17 protein-coding genes are annotated in these 15,511 nt (G+C 64.7%); 5 read left to right on the top strand and 12 right to left on the bottom strand.

Translation table 11 applies throughout. The annotated features are described in order from the left end of the window. Nucleotides 1-244 precede the first annotated feature (244 nt). Entirely contained in the window at nt 245-1,708 is a 1,464-nt protein-coding gene (locus ACTJKX_RS02145; protein ID WP_440724212.1) for an NAD-dependent succinate-semialdehyde dehydrogenase, read from the bottom strand. Between the two features lie 151 nt (nt 1,709-1,859). Between ACTJKX_RS02145 and ACTJKX_RS02140 the strand changes: the two genes are divergently transcribed. After that, complete coding sequence (locus tag ACTJKX_RS02140) at nt 1,860-2,864, top strand: asparaginase (RefSeq protein WP_440724211.1); 1,005 nt, start codon at nt 1,860-1,862, stop codon at nt 2,862-2,864. 9 nt (nt 2,865-2,873) lie between these two features. On the opposite strand, the gene ACTJKX_RS02135 is transcribed toward ACTJKX_RS02140, so the two are convergent. Further along, nucleotides 2,874-3,449, bottom strand: coding sequence for a methyltransferase family protein (locus ACTJKX_RS02135; RefSeq protein ID WP_440724210.1), 576 nt, complete (start codon nt 3,447-3,449; stop codon nt 2,874-2,876). A 159-nt stretch (nt 3,450-3,608) separates the two neighbouring features. Next, nucleotides 3,609-4,046, bottom strand: coding sequence for a hypothetical protein (locus tag ACTJKX_RS02130; protein WP_440724209.1), 438 nt, complete (start codon nt 4,044-4,046; stop codon nt 3,609-3,611). Nucleotides 4,047-4,280: 234 nt separating this feature from the next. Here ACTJKX_RS02130 and ACTJKX_RS02125 point away from each other — a divergent pair, with 234 nt between their 5' ends. From ACTJKX_RS02125 to ACTJKX_RS02115, 3 genes are read left to right on the top strand one after another with little or no spacing between them, the layout of a single operon-like run. Next, nucleotides 4,281-4,646 (top strand): MerR family transcriptional regulator, encoded by a 366-nt coding sequence (locus ACTJKX_RS02125; protein WP_394310173.1) that lies wholly within the window; start codon nt 4,281-4,283, stop codon nt 4,644-4,646. Continuing rightward, on the top strand, nt 4,643-5,113 hold the full coding sequence (locus ACTJKX_RS02120; protein ID WP_440724208.1) for a DUF1330 domain-containing protein: 471 nt from the start codon (nt 4,643-4,645) through the stop codon (nt 5,111-5,113). The genes ACTJKX_RS02125 and ACTJKX_RS02120 overlap by 4 nt, the downstream gene beginning before the upstream one ends. Further along, nucleotides 5,016-5,780: a metallophosphoesterase family protein gene (locus ACTJKX_RS02115; protein ID WP_440724207.1), complete on the top strand. Its 765-nt coding sequence runs from the start codon at nt 5,016-5,018 to the stop codon at nt 5,778-5,780. Before ACTJKX_RS02120 ends, ACTJKX_RS02115 begins: the two co-directional genes overlap by 98 nt. Before the next feature lie 40 nt (nt 5,781-5,820). Here the strand turns inward: ACTJKX_RS02115 and ACTJKX_RS02110 are convergent, their stop codons facing one another. From ACTJKX_RS02110 to ACTJKX_RS02075, 8 genes are all read right to left on the bottom strand, one after another. Beyond that, complete coding sequence (locus tag ACTJKX_RS02110) at nt 5,821-6,402, bottom strand: hypothetical protein (RefSeq protein ID WP_440724206.1); 582 nt, start codon at nt 6,400-6,402, stop codon at nt 5,821-5,823. Between the two features lie 37 nt (nt 6,403-6,439). Next, entirely contained in the window at nt 6,440-7,456 is a 1,017-nt protein-coding gene (locus tag ACTJKX_RS02105; protein ID WP_440724205.1) for an aldose epimerase family protein, read from the bottom strand. 64 nt (nt 7,457-7,520) lie between these two features. Beyond that, complete coding sequence (locus ACTJKX_RS02100; protein WP_311933407.1) at nt 7,521-8,459, bottom strand: phosphatidate cytidylyltransferase; 939 nt, start codon at nt 8,457-8,459, stop codon at nt 7,521-7,523. Further along, complete coding sequence (locus ACTJKX_RS02095; protein ID WP_425590887.1) at nt 8,459-9,115, bottom strand: lysophospholipid acyltransferase family protein; 657 nt, start codon at nt 9,113-9,115, stop codon at nt 8,459-8,461. Before ACTJKX_RS02095 ends, ACTJKX_RS02100 begins: the two co-directional genes overlap by 1 nt. A gap of 5 nt (nt 9,116-9,120) precedes the next feature. Next, nucleotides 9,121-9,564: a hypothetical protein gene (locus ACTJKX_RS02090; RefSeq protein ID WP_440724204.1), complete on the bottom strand. Its 444-nt coding sequence runs from the start codon at nt 9,562-9,564 to the stop codon at nt 9,121-9,123. Between the two features lie 5 nt (nt 9,565-9,569). Further along, nucleotides 9,570-10,922: a phosphatase PAP2/dual specificity phosphatase family protein gene (locus tag ACTJKX_RS02085; RefSeq protein WP_440724203.1), complete on the bottom strand. Its 1,353-nt coding sequence runs from the start codon at nt 10,920-10,922 to the stop codon at nt 9,570-9,572. 115 nt (nt 10,923-11,037) lie between these two features. Beyond that, nucleotides 11,038-12,798 carry a bifunctional alpha/beta hydrolase/class I SAM-dependent methyltransferase gene (locus ACTJKX_RS02080; protein WP_440724202.1) on the bottom strand — a complete coding sequence of 587 codons (1,761 nt, stop codon included), beginning with the start codon at nt 12,796-12,798 and terminating at the stop codon, nt 11,038-11,040. After that, nucleotides 12,782-13,426 carry a CDP-alcohol phosphatidyltransferase family protein gene (locus tag ACTJKX_RS02075; RefSeq protein WP_440724201.1) on the bottom strand — a complete coding sequence of 215 codons (645 nt, stop codon included), beginning with the start codon at nt 13,424-13,426 and terminating at the stop codon, nt 12,782-12,784. The genes ACTJKX_RS02080 and ACTJKX_RS02075 overlap by 17 nt, the downstream gene beginning before the upstream one ends. Before the next feature lie 408 nt (nt 13,427-13,834). On the opposite strand from ACTJKX_RS02075, the gene ACTJKX_RS02070 reads away from it, so the two are divergent. Continuing rightward, nucleotides 13,835-14,563, top strand: a complete 729-nt coding sequence (locus ACTJKX_RS02070; RefSeq protein WP_440724200.1) for an SDR family oxidoreductase — start codon at nt 13,835-13,837, stop codon at nt 14,561-14,563. Here the strand turns inward: ACTJKX_RS02070 and ACTJKX_RS02065 are convergent. Continuing rightward, a complete protein-coding gene (locus ACTJKX_RS02065) occupies nt 14,514-15,464 on the bottom strand; it encodes a LysR family transcriptional regulator (protein WP_440724199.1) in 951 nt (316 codons plus the stop codon). The two genes, ACTJKX_RS02070 and ACTJKX_RS02065, sit on opposite strands and share 50 nt — an antisense overlap. Nucleotides 15,465-15,511: the final 47 nt, after the last annotated feature.

The raw sequence follows: 15,511 nt of genomic DNA, 5'->3' as shown, positions 1-15,511 counted from the left end.
CGGCGGCGTGCGAACCAGCCAAAAAACCGGCTGCACTGTCGCTTTCCATGACAATGTCGGCAAAAATATCACAATTCCCTCCACCGCCCCCCCCGGTGCCGGACCCCGGCCTTCTGTCGCGGCGTCCTTCTGTCACCACGAGCTGGCAGGGCGAGCTGCGACGACAGCGGGCGCGGCCTGCGTATCCGACGAAAAAGGGCCGGTGGTGCCGGCCCTTCCTGTGTCATGTGCTTTGGAGCAGGCCTCAGTCGAGACCGCCGACGCAGACATATTTGGCATCGATATAATCCTCGATGCCGTATTTGGAGCCTTCCTTGCCCATGCCGGATTCCTTGACGCCGCCGAAGGGAGCGACCTCGGTGGTGATCAGGCCCTCATTGATGCCGACCATGCCGTATTTCAGCGCTTCGGCGACCCGGAAGGCACGGCCGAGATCCTTGGTGTAGAAGTAGGAAGCAAGGCCGAACTCGGTGTCGTTGGCCATCCGGACGGCGTCTTCCTCGGTCTCGAACTTGAACACCGGGGCGAGCGGCCCGAAGGTCTCGTCGCGAGCCACCATCATGTCCGGGGTCACGCCGGTCACCACCGTGGGCTCGAAGAAGGTGTGGCCGAGAGCGTGGCGCTTGCCGCCCGCCACCACCTTGCCGCCCTTGGCAACGGCGTCGTTGATGTGCTCCTCGACCTTCTGCACCGCCTTCTCGTCGATCAGCGGGCCCTGCTGCACGCCGGCCTCGAGGCCGTTACCGACCTTGAGCGCGTTGGAAGCGGCGATCAGTTTCTCGACGAACTTGTCGTGGATGCCGGCCTGTACCAGGAAACGGTTGGTGCACACGCAGGTCTGGCCGGAATTGCGGTACTTGGCGATCATCGCGCCTTCGATCGCCCGATCGACATCGGCGTCGTCGAACACGATGAAGGGGGCGTTGCCGCCGAGTTCCATCGAGACCTTCTTGAGCGTCTTGGCGGACTGCTCCACCAGGAGCTTGCCGATCGGCGTGGAACCGGTGAAGGTGATCTTGCGCACCAGCGGGTTCGAGGTGAGCTCGCCGCCAATGGCGCTGGCAGAACCGGTGAGGACGTTGACCACACCGGCCGGAATACCAGCCATCTCGGCCAGGGCACCCCAGGCCAGGCCCGAATAGGGCGTCTGCATGGCCGGCTTGATCACGATGGTGCAACCGGCGGCCAGGGCCGGGCCAAGCTTGCGGGCGATCATCGAGGAGGGGAAGTTCCAGGGCGTGATGGCGCCGACGACCCCCACCGGCTCCTTGGTCACCAGGATGCGGCGGCCCGGCCAGGGGGAAGGAATCACGTCGCCATAGACGCGCTGGGCTTCCTCGGCGAACCAGCGCACATAGGCGGCCGAGAACACCACTTCGCCGCGCGCCTCGGTGAGCGACTTGCCCTGCTCGACCGTGAGCAGCACGCCGAGCGTCTCGGCATTGGCCTCGATCAGATCGGCGAGCTTGTGCAGGATCTTGGCCCGCTCCTTGGCTGTCTTGGCGCGCCAAGCGGGGAAAGCGGCATCGGCGGCCGCAATAGCGCGCGCTGTTTCGTCCTTGCCGCAATCGGGCACGCTGCCGATGAGCTCGCCGGTGGCGGGATTGGTGACCGGCACGGTCTTGCCGCTGTCGGCAGCGATCCATTGACCGTTGACGTAGGCGGCCTCACGCTTGAATTCGAGTGTCTGCGCCAGTTTTTCCAACATGCGCCTTCCTCCGTTATGTCTCTCGCTGGCGCTTAGATAGGCGTTCGGCGCGCGCGGATCAATGTAGAAATGTGATCACATATTCGGGTATTGCCTCGGCCCGCGAAGCCTGCGATGGAGGCCCGCCTGCACATAAAGAAAGCAAGTCGCCATGTCCAATCCCGTCCTGGCCGAACTCATCCGCGGCGGCATGGTCGAAAGCCGGCATAGCGGCGCCGTTGCCGTCAGCGATCCCGAAGGCCGCCTCGTACTCGCGCTCGGCGACCTCACCCGCCCCGTCTTCCCCCGCTCGGCGGTGAAGGCGTTCCAGGCCCTGCCCCTGCTGGAATCGGGAGCCGCCGACAAGCTCGGTCTTACCGACGCGGACATCGCCCTCGCCGTCTCCTCCCATGGCGGCGAGCCGCGCCATGTCGAGCAAGCTGCCGCCATGCTGGCCAAGGCCGGCCGCGATGCCGGCACGCTCGAATGCGGCGCCCATGCGCCGAGCTTTCGCCCGGCCGCCTGGGCCCTGCTGCGGGCCGGAGAAGAGCCCTCGGCCCTGCACAACAACTGCTCGGGCAAGCATGCCGGCTTCATCTGCCTTGCTTGCGCCAGCGACCGTGATCCCCACCATTACATCGAGGCCGGGCATCCGGTGATGCGCGAGGTGATGGGGGCGGTCAACGAGATGAGCGGAGCCGCCCTTGCCGGCGATGGCGTCGGCATCGACGGCTGCTCCATCCCCACCCAGGCCGCTCCGCTCGCAGGCGTGGCGCGGGGCTTTGCTCGCTTCGGCACCGGCGCCCATCTCGGCCCCGAAAGGGCGAAGGCCGCCGCCCGCATCCGCCGCGCTGCGGCCGCGGAGCCCTTCCTGGTCGCCGGTAGCAGGCGCTTCTGCACCGAGATCATGACGATCTTCGGCGAGCGCGTCTTCGTGAAGACCGGCGCCGAAGGCGTGTTCTGCGCCGCCTTTCCCGAACTCGGCTACGGCATCGCCCTCAAATGCGATGATGGCGGTACCCGGGCCGCCGAACTGATGATGGCCGGCGTGATCGCCAAGCTTCTGCCTCTTTCCGACAGCGAGGCCGAGGCGCTGAGGAGCTTCCTCGAACCGGTGCAGAAGAACTGGAACGGCCTCGAGGTGGGCAGGCTGCGCCTGGCGGGGGCCCTCGTCTGAGACAGTCCCTCACCCCGGAAGATGCGGAAGCAGGGGGACGAGCATCGGCACCCTGCTTGCGTAATCGTCATAGGCTTCCCGGCCCAGTGCCTCGCGCAGCGCCGTCTCCTCGAGGCGGGCTTTCGACAGGAAGCCGGCAAGCATGATCAGGCCGCCAACCATTCCCAGCCATGTGCCATTCGCTAGCACAGACGCAAAAACAGCCAGAAGCAGCCCGGTATAGATGGGATGGCGCACCAGCCCATAAGGGCCGCTGTCGACGATGCGATGTTCTGGTTTGATCGTCACCGCACTCGACCACAGACGACCGAGATGAAGCCGGGCCCACCAGCAAAAAACGAAACCGGCCAGCGCGAGCAGGTCGATCGTCCAGCTGTCCCAGGCCGTGGGGTGCCATAAGCGGGGAGCCCAATCGAAACGGTTCGGCAGAATGAGCAGGATAGCGCCAACCGCCAGATAGAAACGATAGGGCAAGGCCGAACGGCCGCTCTCCACACGCGATGGCGCACTCGCCCAGCCCGAAGCAGCAAACCAGGACACTGCCCAGGCAATCCAGAGAGCAGGAAGCATCAATGCCAGCAGCATGGGAACGAACTCCACTTCGCCCCCCCCAACGCCAAGCTAGCTTTTTGCCAACTGTTGTTGCAATGGGGTCGACGGCTAAAGCTACCTCCCCTGATCCGATAGCCTGAACGCAACTCCCGGGTACCGGGGCCCCCTCCCCGTCTTTCGGTTGCACGAGGTTCATGCCGAGGCGGCCTTCTTCCAATCCCCCCTGCTGTTCCACCAGCGATTGGGGTTCTTGCCGTCGTCAAGCCCCTTGGAACGGCTGGACAGGATGGTCTGCAACCTGATTACCGGCTCCTGATAGGAATGGGCCTGGAAGATGGCCTCGATCACCCTCTCCGTGACGTCCTGTGCATCGGGAAGCTCGAAACAGACTTCCACCACGCCCGGGCGCTTGCGAAGCTCGCTTTCCGCGCCGGCCGCCGCCCCCTCCAGCGGGCGATAACGCTCCGTTCCGGGAGAGGATTGATAGGCATTGCTGTCATAGGGCCCCATTGCCAGGGGAACGATGGCGACGACGGCATCCATGATGCGGTCGACATCCTCGGCCGGGGCTTGAAACGTCAGAAGGCGGATGGGAACCATCGCTACCGACGATGTCTCGAAACCTGTCATGGCCCTCGCCCCTCCCAGCCGATCGGAGTGCGAAGGTTAGTTCATCGCTGCTGACAACAATCTGTCAGCACTGTCGCCATCCGAGGTCCGTGCGAGCCGCGATGCGCCTGCAGCCCGCCGCGATCTCTCGGGCGGAAGGTCGGCTGTCGACCGACATGCCGCAAATCAGCGCTTGATCTAGAGTGCACTCCAGCAAGTAGCCTCGGCTGCGGTTCAGGAGGCCGATGAAGGCAGATGAAGATCGGAGAACTGGCGCGACGTTCGGGATTGTCGGTCCACACGCTGCGCTATTACGAAAAAGTCGGCCTGCTTCCGCCGGCCTTTCGGAACGGCTCGGGCCAGCGGGACTATGACGCCGCCATCCTCGGCTGGATCGACTTTCTCGGCCGCATGAAGGCTGCGGACATGCCGCTCCGGGACATCGCCGCCTATGCGCGCTTGTGGAAGCAAGGCGCCGGCACCGAGGCCGCCCGTCGGGATCTGCTGGAGAAGCAGCGCCGACGGGTTGCTGCCCGGATCGAGGATCTGCAGTCCGGCCTCCTCGTCATCGAGCAAAAGATCCTGGACCTGGTTGAACTGGAAAAAGGACGACAATCATGAGTGCCTATGTCATTTCCGACGTGGTTCCGCAGGACGAGGAAGCCTGGAAAGCCTATGTGCGGCTCGCCCCCGCAACGATCGAGAAATATGGCGGCCGCTATCTGGCGCGTGGCGGCCCTGTCCGAACCATGGAGGGCAATTGGTCGCCTCGCCTGATCGTCCTGGTCGAATTTCCCGATCGTGCCGCCGTCGAGGCCTGGTATGCCTCCCCTCAATATGCCGAAGCCCTGGCGTTTCGCAGCAAGGCCCTGGGCAGGAACCTGATCTGCGTGGATGGTGGGTACACATGGTTCGACGCGCGTCGAAACATTGCCCGGCACGGCCCGCTAGAACGCGGCGACAAGTCGATACAATTGCCAGGCCGCCGCGATGACGAGAAAACTTGCTTATTTCACCGACGCCCATCTCGGGCAAAAACTCGTCATGGGCGGTGCGATGGACAGCGACAAGATGCACTATGCCAGTGAGCCGGCAGAACATCGAGACCATCTGCGCTGGGTCCTCGACGACATTGCCGCGAGAGGCATATCGGAGGTGATCTTCGGTGGCGACATCGGCGCACCCAGTTCCGTCCCCGACTTCTTCGAGATCCTGGAATCCTACGATTTCAGCAGGAGAATAGTCCTCGGCAACCACGACGACCATGACGCGGTTTCACCCTTCCTTTCCGATCAGACCCATGCCGTTGAGGGCAAGGCCTGTTTTTCCGAAGGCGATCCGGCGCTGAAATGGCTGTTTCTCGATTCATCGGCCAACCGGGTGGACGAGGATCAGCTCGCCTGGCTCGCGCGGGAACTGCAGGACACGCGCCGCCTCCTGCTGTTCCTGCATCATCCGGTCCTGTCGATCGATACACCGGTGGAGCACGCCGGCGCCGCCTTGAGGGAACGCGATACTCTCAAGGCGCTTCTGATCGGCAGCGAATGCGACATATCGCTGTTTTGCGGCCACTATCACATGGCGGATGAACGGCGCGAGGCGAATATCCGGCAGTTCTGCACCCCCGCCGTCTCCTACCAGATCGTCAAGGAGGCCGATCGGCTTGAAGTCGATACGACGCGACGCTGCTATCGCATTGTGGAGATCGACGGCGGCCAGATCGAAACCGAGATCGTCTATCTCGGCCTGCTCTAGTCAATCGAGTGCCCGCTTGCCATCGGACCGATGCCTCCCGTCACGCCCCATTGCAGATGGGGCAGCCATGGGCATGCTTGATCAGGCCATGCGCCGGACAGCGCTCGAATTCGGGGGCCGACCACAAACCCTTGCGGTCCGTCGCCTCGGCGCGAATGTCAGCGGGCACAAACGCCGCCAGCAGCACATGGAATTTATCCAGGCATGGCATAAGCCACCCTTCCTTCGGCTCGTAGCCGAGCCGGTGCCAATCGCGCTTCGCTTTCGCCGTTTCGATCGTGCGGAGGATGAAGGATCGGTCTTCGACGAAACTCTCGACTTCCCAAGGCATCTCGGCGATATCGAAGCCCACGGTTCCGAGGCCATAGACGCCCTGGTCCCGCGCGGCGATCCACGCTGCAAGCTGGCATTGCCGAGGGGTCGAAGCCAGTGACGAGGCAGCCAACGCCAAGACGTCGATGAACACCGACATCAGCGAATTATTCATCGGCAGGTATGGCAGGTCAGGCCGCGCATCGTAGGTGATGGAATTCGCCATCGGTAAGGTCCGATTTGCTCCCTTGATGCAGAAACTAGGAGGCAGATTGACCGTGGCGCAGTTCGGTTTCGGATGCGCAGCCATGATGCCCACGCATCCGAACGAGAACCGGATGATCGCCTCACACCTGTCCGAAGCGATATTGCGTCTCGTGGTCGTAGACTTCGCCCGGTCGGATGATCGAGGACGGGAAATGCGCCTTGTTCACGGCATCCGGCAGGTTCTGGGTCTCGAGGCAGAAGCCGCCGAAGGCCCCATATTTGGCGCCGCCGAGGCCGGGAACCGGGATGTCCAGCTTGGCGGCATCGTAAAGCTGCACGCCGGGCTGGGTCGTCCAGGTCTCCAGGCTGACGCCGCTCTTGGGAGACCAGGTCCGCGCCGCCCGCGCCAATACGCCCGAGCTCCTCAGCACCAGATTCCCGTCATATTTGAACGGCCCTTCCGGCGTCTCCAGGCGCAAGGTGCGCTCCTGACGGAAGTCCCATGGCGTACCCGCCACCGAGAGGATCTCGCCGGTGGGGATGAGGTCGGCGTCGGTGGGCGTATAGAAATCGGCATCGATCTCCATGCGATGGTCGAGCACATCGGCCGAACCATCGAGATTGAAATAGGAATGCTGGGCGAGATTGACTGGCGTCGCCTTGTCGGTGGTGGCGGTGAAGATCACCTGCAACGTCGCCGGCTCCAGCAGGCGATAGGTACAGGTCGTCACCACGCGGCCGGGGAAGCCCATGTCGCCGTCCTCGGAGACGAGCACCAGCGTGGCCGAGCGCTGGTCCGATTGCACCAGGGACCAGACGCGCTTGCCGAAGCCGGTGGCACCGCCATGCAGCGTGTGCGGGCCGCCATGGCTCTTGGAGAGATCGTAGGTCACGCCATCAAGGGTGAAGCGGCCAAAGCCGATGCGATTGGCGACCCGGCCAGGATTGGCGCCGAAATGCGGGGAATATTTGGGGTAGTCCTCGAACTTCTCGAAGCCGAGCACCACACGCTGCGGCCCGTTCTTCGAGGGCACCAGGAGATCACGCACCACGCCGCCATAGGTGATGATCCGGGCCTCGGCACCGGCATCAGAGCGCAGGGTGACCTCGAGCACATCGGCGCCGTTGAAGGTTCCGAACAGGACAGGCTTGGACATGGGATTTCCTTGGCAGAGATGAGGCGTGAACATCCGATCGCCGGCAGGCAGCGACGACTCGTTTCTACACGGTCCACCAATAGCGGACCACATGGAAGAAGATCGGCGCGGCGAAGACGACGGAATCGAGTCGGTCGAGCATGCCGCCATGCCCCTCGATCAGATGCCCCCAATCCTTGACGCCGCGATCGCGCTTGATCGCCGACATCACCAGCCCGCCGAAAAAGCCCATCAAGGTGATCACCAGCGCCACCAGCCCGGCCTGCCAGAAGGAGAACGGGGTGATCCACCACAGGCCGGCACCGAGCAAAGTGGCACTTGCTACCCCGCCGACCAAGCCTTCCCAGGTCTTGGAGGGCGACAATTTCGGCGCCACCTTGTGCCGGCCGAAGAGCTTGCCCCAGACATATTGCAGCACGTCGCTCATCTGCACCACGATGACCAGGAAGGCGATCAGCAGGAGCTTGCGGCCCTCGAAAGCGGGAATATCCAGCGTCAGCAGCGCCGGCACATGGGAGAGGCAGAAGATGGCGATCATCACGCCCCATTGCATCTCGGCGACGCGGGTCATGAACTTGGCGGTATCGCCCCTCAGCGCGATCAGGATCGGCAGGAGCAGGAAGACATAGACCGGAATGAAGATCGAATAGAGCCCGTACCACTCGATCCAGATCAGGTAATACTGGATCGGCAGCACCACGAAGAACATGGCGAACAAAGTGCGATGGTCGGCCCGGCGCGTCGGCGTCAGCGTCAGGAATTCACGCAGGGCCGCAAAGGAGGCGAAGGCAAAGAGGGCGATCACGCCGGCCTTGCCGAGGAGGAAGGCACCGCCCATCAGCGCCACCATCACCCACCAGGCGCGGATGCGGGCATTGAGATTGTCGATGGCGGCATTGCCCTGCGGGCCGGCCCTGCGGTCGAGCTGCCAGCCGATGAGGGAGGCCAGGACCAGGAAGGCGATGATGCCGCCAAACAGGGCGAGGGTATGGTTCTCGAACATCAACCCTCGTCCCCCTCATGCGGCCTGAGAGCCAGCAGGGCATTGCGGCTGCGATCGAGGAAGGCCTGCTTCTCCTCCCCGGGCCCCAGCCGCAGCGGTGCTCCGAAGGTGACGGTGCACAGGAAGGGCACCGGCAGAAACTCACCCTTGGGCATCACGCGATTGAGGTTCTCGATCCAGACCGGCACCATTTCCACGTCCGGCTGGCGCTTGGCGAGCCAGAACAGGCCGGACTTGAAAGGCAGCAGCGGCTCCTCGCCCATGTTGCGCGTCCCCTCCGGAAACAGGATCAGCGAGGATCCCGCCTCCAGGGCAGAGGCCATCTGGCCGATCGGATCGACACTGCGGGTCGTGCTCTCGCGGTCGATCAGCACGGCATCGAAGACATTGTGGGCGAGGAAGCGCCGCGTCGCGCCGGCATTCCAGTAATCGCGCGCCGCCACCGGGCGTGCCGTCGCGCGCAGGGCAGACGGAAAGACCGTCCAGACCAGGATGAAATCGCCATGGCTGGCATGGTTGGCAAAATAGATGCGCGGTTTGCGCGCCGGCAGGCAGCCCTGCCAATTGCCGCGCACGCCGGTGACGAGCCGGGCAAAACCGATGGTAGCGCTTCCCACCAGCCGGCCGAACAGGGAACGGCCATCCCGCACCGCGATGTCGCTCACAGCATGGCCCCAAGCAGCGGCAAAGCCAGCAGGCTTGCGACCTGCAGCACCAGGAAGATGGCCTGGCGGCGCACCAGGGCCATGGCGCCACGAGCCCGCTCCGACATCGGGCGCGAGGCGCGGTCTTCAGCAAACAAGCCGAGACGCTTCATCGCCCTGTCGAAATTGGTGGTGCTGAAGGCATTGCCGGCCAGATGGCCGAAAATCTCGGCATCAAAGCCCGCGCGCAGGGCGAAATAGCTCTGTACCAGGCCGAGCAGCACGGCCAGCACTGCAAGCCCGCTGACGGACAGGGGCGCTGATGCATAGGTGGCGATCACGACGGCGAGGACACCCAGCAGCGTCAATCCGCGCGAAATCCAATCGAGCGCCCTGCCCTGCCGCAAATAGGAAGCGGCGATGGCGGCGATCACCGCCGGATTTTCCTGTGCATCAGCCATGGACTTCAATCACTTTGGACATCAACCAGTTTGGCGGCCGCCACGATGGCGGCCTGCGCCTCGGACCCCAACACGATTCGCGGGCGGACGGCACGTAGGATCGCAACCGCGTCGTCCACCGTTTGCGCCTGCCCACTGGCGAGCAGCCAGGACGCAACCGCCGCGGCGCTGCGCGAATAGCCGAGTGCGCAGCACACCAGCACCGTGCCCTTGCCGCGCGCCGCTTCGATCGCTTGCGAAGCCTCCACCAGCTTTGCCGGCTGCGGCGCTATCAGGTCGAGCATCGGTACCGCACGCGTCGACACGCCCCGCCAGGCGGACAGTTCGGCGGCAAGATCGACAACGCTGCCATAGCTCCCCGGTGCGCGATCGAGGCGCGAGGGGATACGGCCGAGATAGATCCCGGGACGAACTTCGCCGGCGGATGGCTCGCGGCGCGTCCACCAGCGCGAATTGAGGAAAGCCCCGAGCTGATAGGGCGCGAACAGGAGCCGGACCGCCAGCGGCATCGAACCGTCGCCCCGTTTCTGGAAACCGGCCGCCCCGCGCCAGAGGTAGTTCGCCGCGACAAGGGCGAGCGATGCCGCCGGATAGCAGAGCCACAGCCCCCAGCCGCCGACCCCGATGCCGATGACGGCAAGAGCCAGGGCGCCCAGACCATAACAGGCAGCGAGCTTTCGACGCTTTCTAACCTCTCCCGGAGGGGGAGAGGGAACGCCCATCTCGTCGGGCCACAGCCACAGACAGAACAGGCCGAGCAAGGCACCGGTCGGTATGTCGAAGAAGTGATGCTGGTAGGTGGTGAGGACGGAAAGCCCGATCAGGGCGAACCAGGGATGGAGCAACCACCGGGCCCAGGCCGGCAGATGGCTGGCGTAGTGCACCCAGAGGATCACCAGGAGCGCGATATGCAGCGAGGGCGCCTGGTTGTAGGGCTTGTCGAAGCTGAGCAGCGCATCGAACATGAAGCCGGACAGGCCGCCGCCGATCTCCGGCTTGGCAAAGCTGAAGCGCAGCGGAAAGAGGAGGAAACAGGCGACCGCGATCACCTGTGCGGTCAGCAGCCGGCGCCCCAGTGTGTCCAGCTCCGTCCTGCTAGTGCAGACGAATAGCGAGGCGGCATAGAACAGGTTGACCGACCAATAGGGAATGATCGTCCAGGCCAGGAACGGCATGCCGTGTTCCCAGCCGAACACGATGGACGGCACGAAGACGCGCTGGTCGGCGAGGTAATTGGCGAGGCCATAGCTCGAATAGAAGAAGATGCCGAGGCCTGCGAGCCAGACAAGCGCCCTGCCCCAGGGGCGCCTGTCGGAGCGCCCGCCATCGGCAGGCTTCACCGGTATCGCCATGGTCATGACGATACCTCTTGCCGGAAGTCCCTTGGAGCGCGGACATCCTGTCCGCTTCTTCCCTTCCCATCAGCAGGGCGTTTCCAAGAGCGGACTGGAAGTCCGCGCTCCAAAACAGGGGTCATGACACGGCCTTGCGGCGAGCGAGCGAGACCGAGAAGATGCCCCATTCGTCTATACGCTGTTCGAGCTTCTCGAAGCCCGCAGCCTCGACGAGCTGGTCCATCTCGGCCTGCGTGCGCCGGCGCATCACCCAGGCCTGCCCCTGGCGGTGGCTGGTCAAGGCGCGCGCGATGAACTCGAGCTGCGGATGCCAGGGCTGGCCGGTGTAGATCAGATAGCCTCCGGCTGGGATGGCGGCGGCAAGGCCGCCCAGCGACCATTTGATCAGGTTGTTGTCGGCGAAGAGCTCGTAGAGCCCGGAAACCAGCCCGAGAGTGGGCTTGGGCTCGATGCCGGCAAGGCTGGCCGCATCGAAGGCATCGCCCTTGACGAAGCGGGCGATGTCGGCGAGGCCCTTTTCGGCGATCAGCCGCCCGCCCGCCTCGACATTGATGTCGCTGTAGTCGCGCAGCAGGATCGAATCCGGCCGTGAGACGCCTTCCGCCTCCAGGGCTTCGAGCACGTAGCGGCCATGGCCGGCAGCGATGTCGACGATGGAAACCGGCCGCCCCTCTTCCCGCAGCCGGGCGATGGCGACACGCAGCAATTCCTCGACATGGAGCTTGCGCTGGCGGATGCCGCGCCAGCCGATCGCCTCCAGATAGTTCTTGTCGGCCAACCGCCCGAGAGCTGAACGCCCCGACGGCGTGTTGCGATAGACATAATCGAGGGTGGAGCCGGAATCGAAGCCGGTCTCATGGCCAAGCCTGATGCCGTCGGAGACCAGCCCCGTCGCCTTCAGCCCGAGCCTGGTGCCCGCCCAGTAGAGGCCCTTCGGCGAGGCGAGCGGCAGGGGCGAGGCGAGCCTGTCGGCTTCGTCGCGGGTGTAGCCCTGGCGATCGGCCTCGGTGAGGACGGTGCGTTCCAGGGGCGCGGCGAAGCGCTCGCCGAGAAAGCGCCTGACATGGCCGATCGCCACCGCCCTGTCCTTCTCGCCGAGCGTGTCGTGGTAGAAGCCCGGCAGCACGTGCCGCTCCTTGGTAGCCGATCCCAGATTCTCGTAGAAACGGTGCTGGGGCCCGTGATGCACCACCCAGTCGGCGCCGGAAACCAGGAGTTGGGTCGGCACCGTGATGGCCCGGGCATCCTCGACCACCCGCCGCGCGGCGTCGTAGAGACCGAGCAGGATGCGCACCGAGATCGCCCTGGTGATCTTGGGATCGGCGTCGAAGGTCGCCTGGCGCTCTGGATCATGGGTGAGGAACTTGGCCTTCACATAGGATTGCACGAAGAAATTGCCCTTGTAGGCCTGCCACAGCTTCAGGCCCGGCCGGGCGAAGGGCACATAGAGCTTCACCTTGAAGGCGGGCGAGGCCACCACCAAAGCACGGATCTTGGGCGCATAGTCATGCACCCAGGCCGAGGCTACGACGGCCCCGACGCTCTGGGCGAGCACGGCGATATCGGCGGGCGCGAAACCATGCACGGTGCCGATATGGTCGATGAAGCTCTGCACGTCGCGCACCAGGGCGCCGAAACTGGGCGCATCGCCGCGTTCGCCGGGCGAGTCGCCATGGCCCCGGGCATCCCAGGCGAAGAACTCATAATCGGGCATGGCGAGTTCATCGGGCAGATGCGCCATGCGCCCCGAATGCTCATGCCCGCGATGGAACAGCACGACCGCGCCCTTGGCGGGGGCATTGAGGGCCGGCCAATGGCGGTAGAACAGCTCGACACCGTCATGGCTGCGAAAAAAACCGGTCTCAGAGGGACGCATCATGACTCCTGCCGTCATCGGCCTGCTTGGCGCGGGCTTCACGCAGGCCCTTATGCACACGATTGACGATGGTCAGTGTGAGAAAAAGCACGGCAAGCGGCATGATCCAGCCGAACCAGCCGGGCAGTGGCAGGCCGAGGCCGACCCACAGGCCGAGTGCGCCGAACATGAAAGCACGGTCGCTCTTGCCGAGCGGGCCGTCATAGCGCCTGTTAGCGCCGACCATCGGCCCCATCACGCCGGCAAACTCGCTGATCACCGCGAGCACGATCACCGTCCCGGTCCAGAACGGTCCGAAGACCGGCAGGGTGGCAAAGGGCAGGATCAGCGCCGCGTCGGAGACGACATCGGCGACCTCGTTGAGATAGGCGCCGAGCAGGCTCTTCTGGCTGAATTCGCGCGCCAGCATGCCGTCGATGGCATTGAGGGCCATGCGTATGGCGAGCCAGACCGGCAACAGCAGAAAGAGGATGCGCAGATCCGAGAGCCAGGCGACACCGAGACCAACGACGAGAGAGCCCGCCGCCGCCGCCAGCGTCACCTGGTTGGCGGTCGTGCCCCGCTCGGCCAGCCGCGTGACGCGCGGGCGCAAAAGGGCCTGAAAACGAGGCTTGAGAGCATAGAGACTCACGGGACCGTCCAGATTCGCAACATAAGCAACGATCATGGCTCACCCGACGAGCCTGATGCAACCTGACCGATAGGCCGGCGCGTACTGGTGCATGGGATCTCCAGCCACGCCATGAAAAACAGGGGCACTTTTCCCGCAGGCGTCCTCGCCGGCAGGCACTGCGGTTTCAAGGGCGGACGAGACGCCCGCGGTTCCAGCCGCGCCGCTCCCCGCGCGCTACTGACAAGGTTCGTACCGGAAGCGCCAAGACTGGGACCGCGGACGTCTCGTCAGCCTCACCTATCCGGCAGGCACAACGCCACCATCGGAAACACCGATAGCGCTATCGGTTTCTTCCGTTTTCCTGGCCGTCGCCGATCTGCGATCCCGATGCGCAGCTCCATCCGGATCGAAAGGAAGCTCATCATCATGAGTCTTGCAAAGTCGAGAATTCTTATCGCCGGCGGCAGTTCCGGCATGGGCCTGGCACTGGCACGGGGTTGCCTCGATGCCGGTGCGCGGGTCGTCATCGTCGGACGGAGTGAGGAGAGACTGGCCCAGGCCCGCTCGAGCCTCGGTGCCGCCGACGCTCTCGATACCGTTTCTGCCGACATCACTCGGGAACACGAGGTCGCAGCGTTGTTCGAGCACATCGGCCGGCTCGATCACATCGTCAGTACCGCGGCTGATATCGACGGAGCCTATGCGCTTCTGCCCTCTCTCGACCTGAAGGCCGTCCAGAGAATCATGGAGAGCAAGGTCTATGGGGCCCTCCTCCTGGCCAAGCATGGCGCCGGGAAGCTGGCACCGTCCGGCTCCCTGACCTTCGTCTCCGGTATCGCGGCCTATCGTCCCCTGCCGCGGGGTGCAGCGGTCGCCGCCGTCAATGCCGCCTTGGAGGGACTGGTCAAGGCGCTGGCGGTCGAGCTCGCGCCCTTGAGGGTCAACGCCGTGTCGCCTGGTTGGGTCGACACCCCGATCTGGGCCTTCGTCGCCGGCGACAGGAAAGACGAGACCCTGGGAGCCATGGCAAGAAAACTGCCGGTCGGCAGGGTCGGCCGGCCCGAGGACATCGCCGATGCCCTGGCCTTCGTGATGGGCAACGGCTTCACGACAGGATCGGTTCTGCATGTCGAGGGTGGGCACCGCCTGGTCTGAGCGCGTCGAGCCCGGTGCTAGCCGAGGCGAGCAGCAGCTTCAAGGCCGGCGGCTGCACCCGCCGCCGGCGCCAGACCATCACCAGCTCCGCGGCCAGATTGGCAGCTTGGGCCGGGTCCGGCCAGGAAAGCTCAATGACCTCGCCCCGCGCGAGTGCCTCGGCGACCGCCAGGCGCGGCACCAAGCCAAGACCCGTTCCGGCCGCCACCAGCCGGGCAATCGCGCCGATGCTGCCCGCTTCGGCCGCCAGCTTCGGGGCCGCAAGCCCGGCAGCGGCAAAGGCCGCGTCGAACATACGGCGGTAGACGCAGCCCATCTCCGTCACGACGAACCGTCTTGCAGCAAGGATGGACAAGCCGTCATCAGCCGGCAGCGTCGGTTCGCCGGCCGGCGCAATCAGGATCAGCGGCTCCCTGGAAATGCCACGCCTGGCGAAACGCTCGTCGAACTCGCCATTGTCGAAGCAGAAGGCGACGTCCACCTCACCATCTTCCAGCTTGCGCAGGAGGTCACCCGTACCTGCGACGGACAAGCGAAATGCGATTTCAGGATGGGCCTGCCCGAAACGCGAGAGCCAGGCCGGCAGACGGGAGGTCGCAATCGTTTCCAAGGCGCCGATCGATACCGCCCCGCGCTCCTGCCCGACCGTCATGGCCACGGCGCCGCGCGCCTCCTCCGTCAGCGTCAGGATCTCCTCGGCATAGGGCTGCAGCGCCGCTCCGGCGGCCGTCAGTTGCAGGCCCGACCGCGAGCGCGTGAACAAAGGCGTGCCGAGTTCGGCTTCCAGCGCCTGGATCTGGTCGCTCACGCTCGACTGGGCCAGATGCACCGCCTCGGCTGCCCGGGTGACATTACGATGGCGGGCAACGGCGAGAAAGGTCTTGAGCAATCTGGAATGCATGGTCTTTCAGGCCTCGGTCTCGAATGATGCAGCAGAGTCCCGAACGC

Source organism: Labrys sp. 22185, assembly GCF_052045555.1.
Lineage (GTDB): Bacteria > Pseudomonadota > Alphaproteobacteria > Rhizobiales > Labraceae > Labrys > Labrys neptuniae.
The sequence above is the reverse complement of the archived record's forward strand: the minus strand, read 5'-3'. Positions and strand labels throughout refer to the sequence as shown.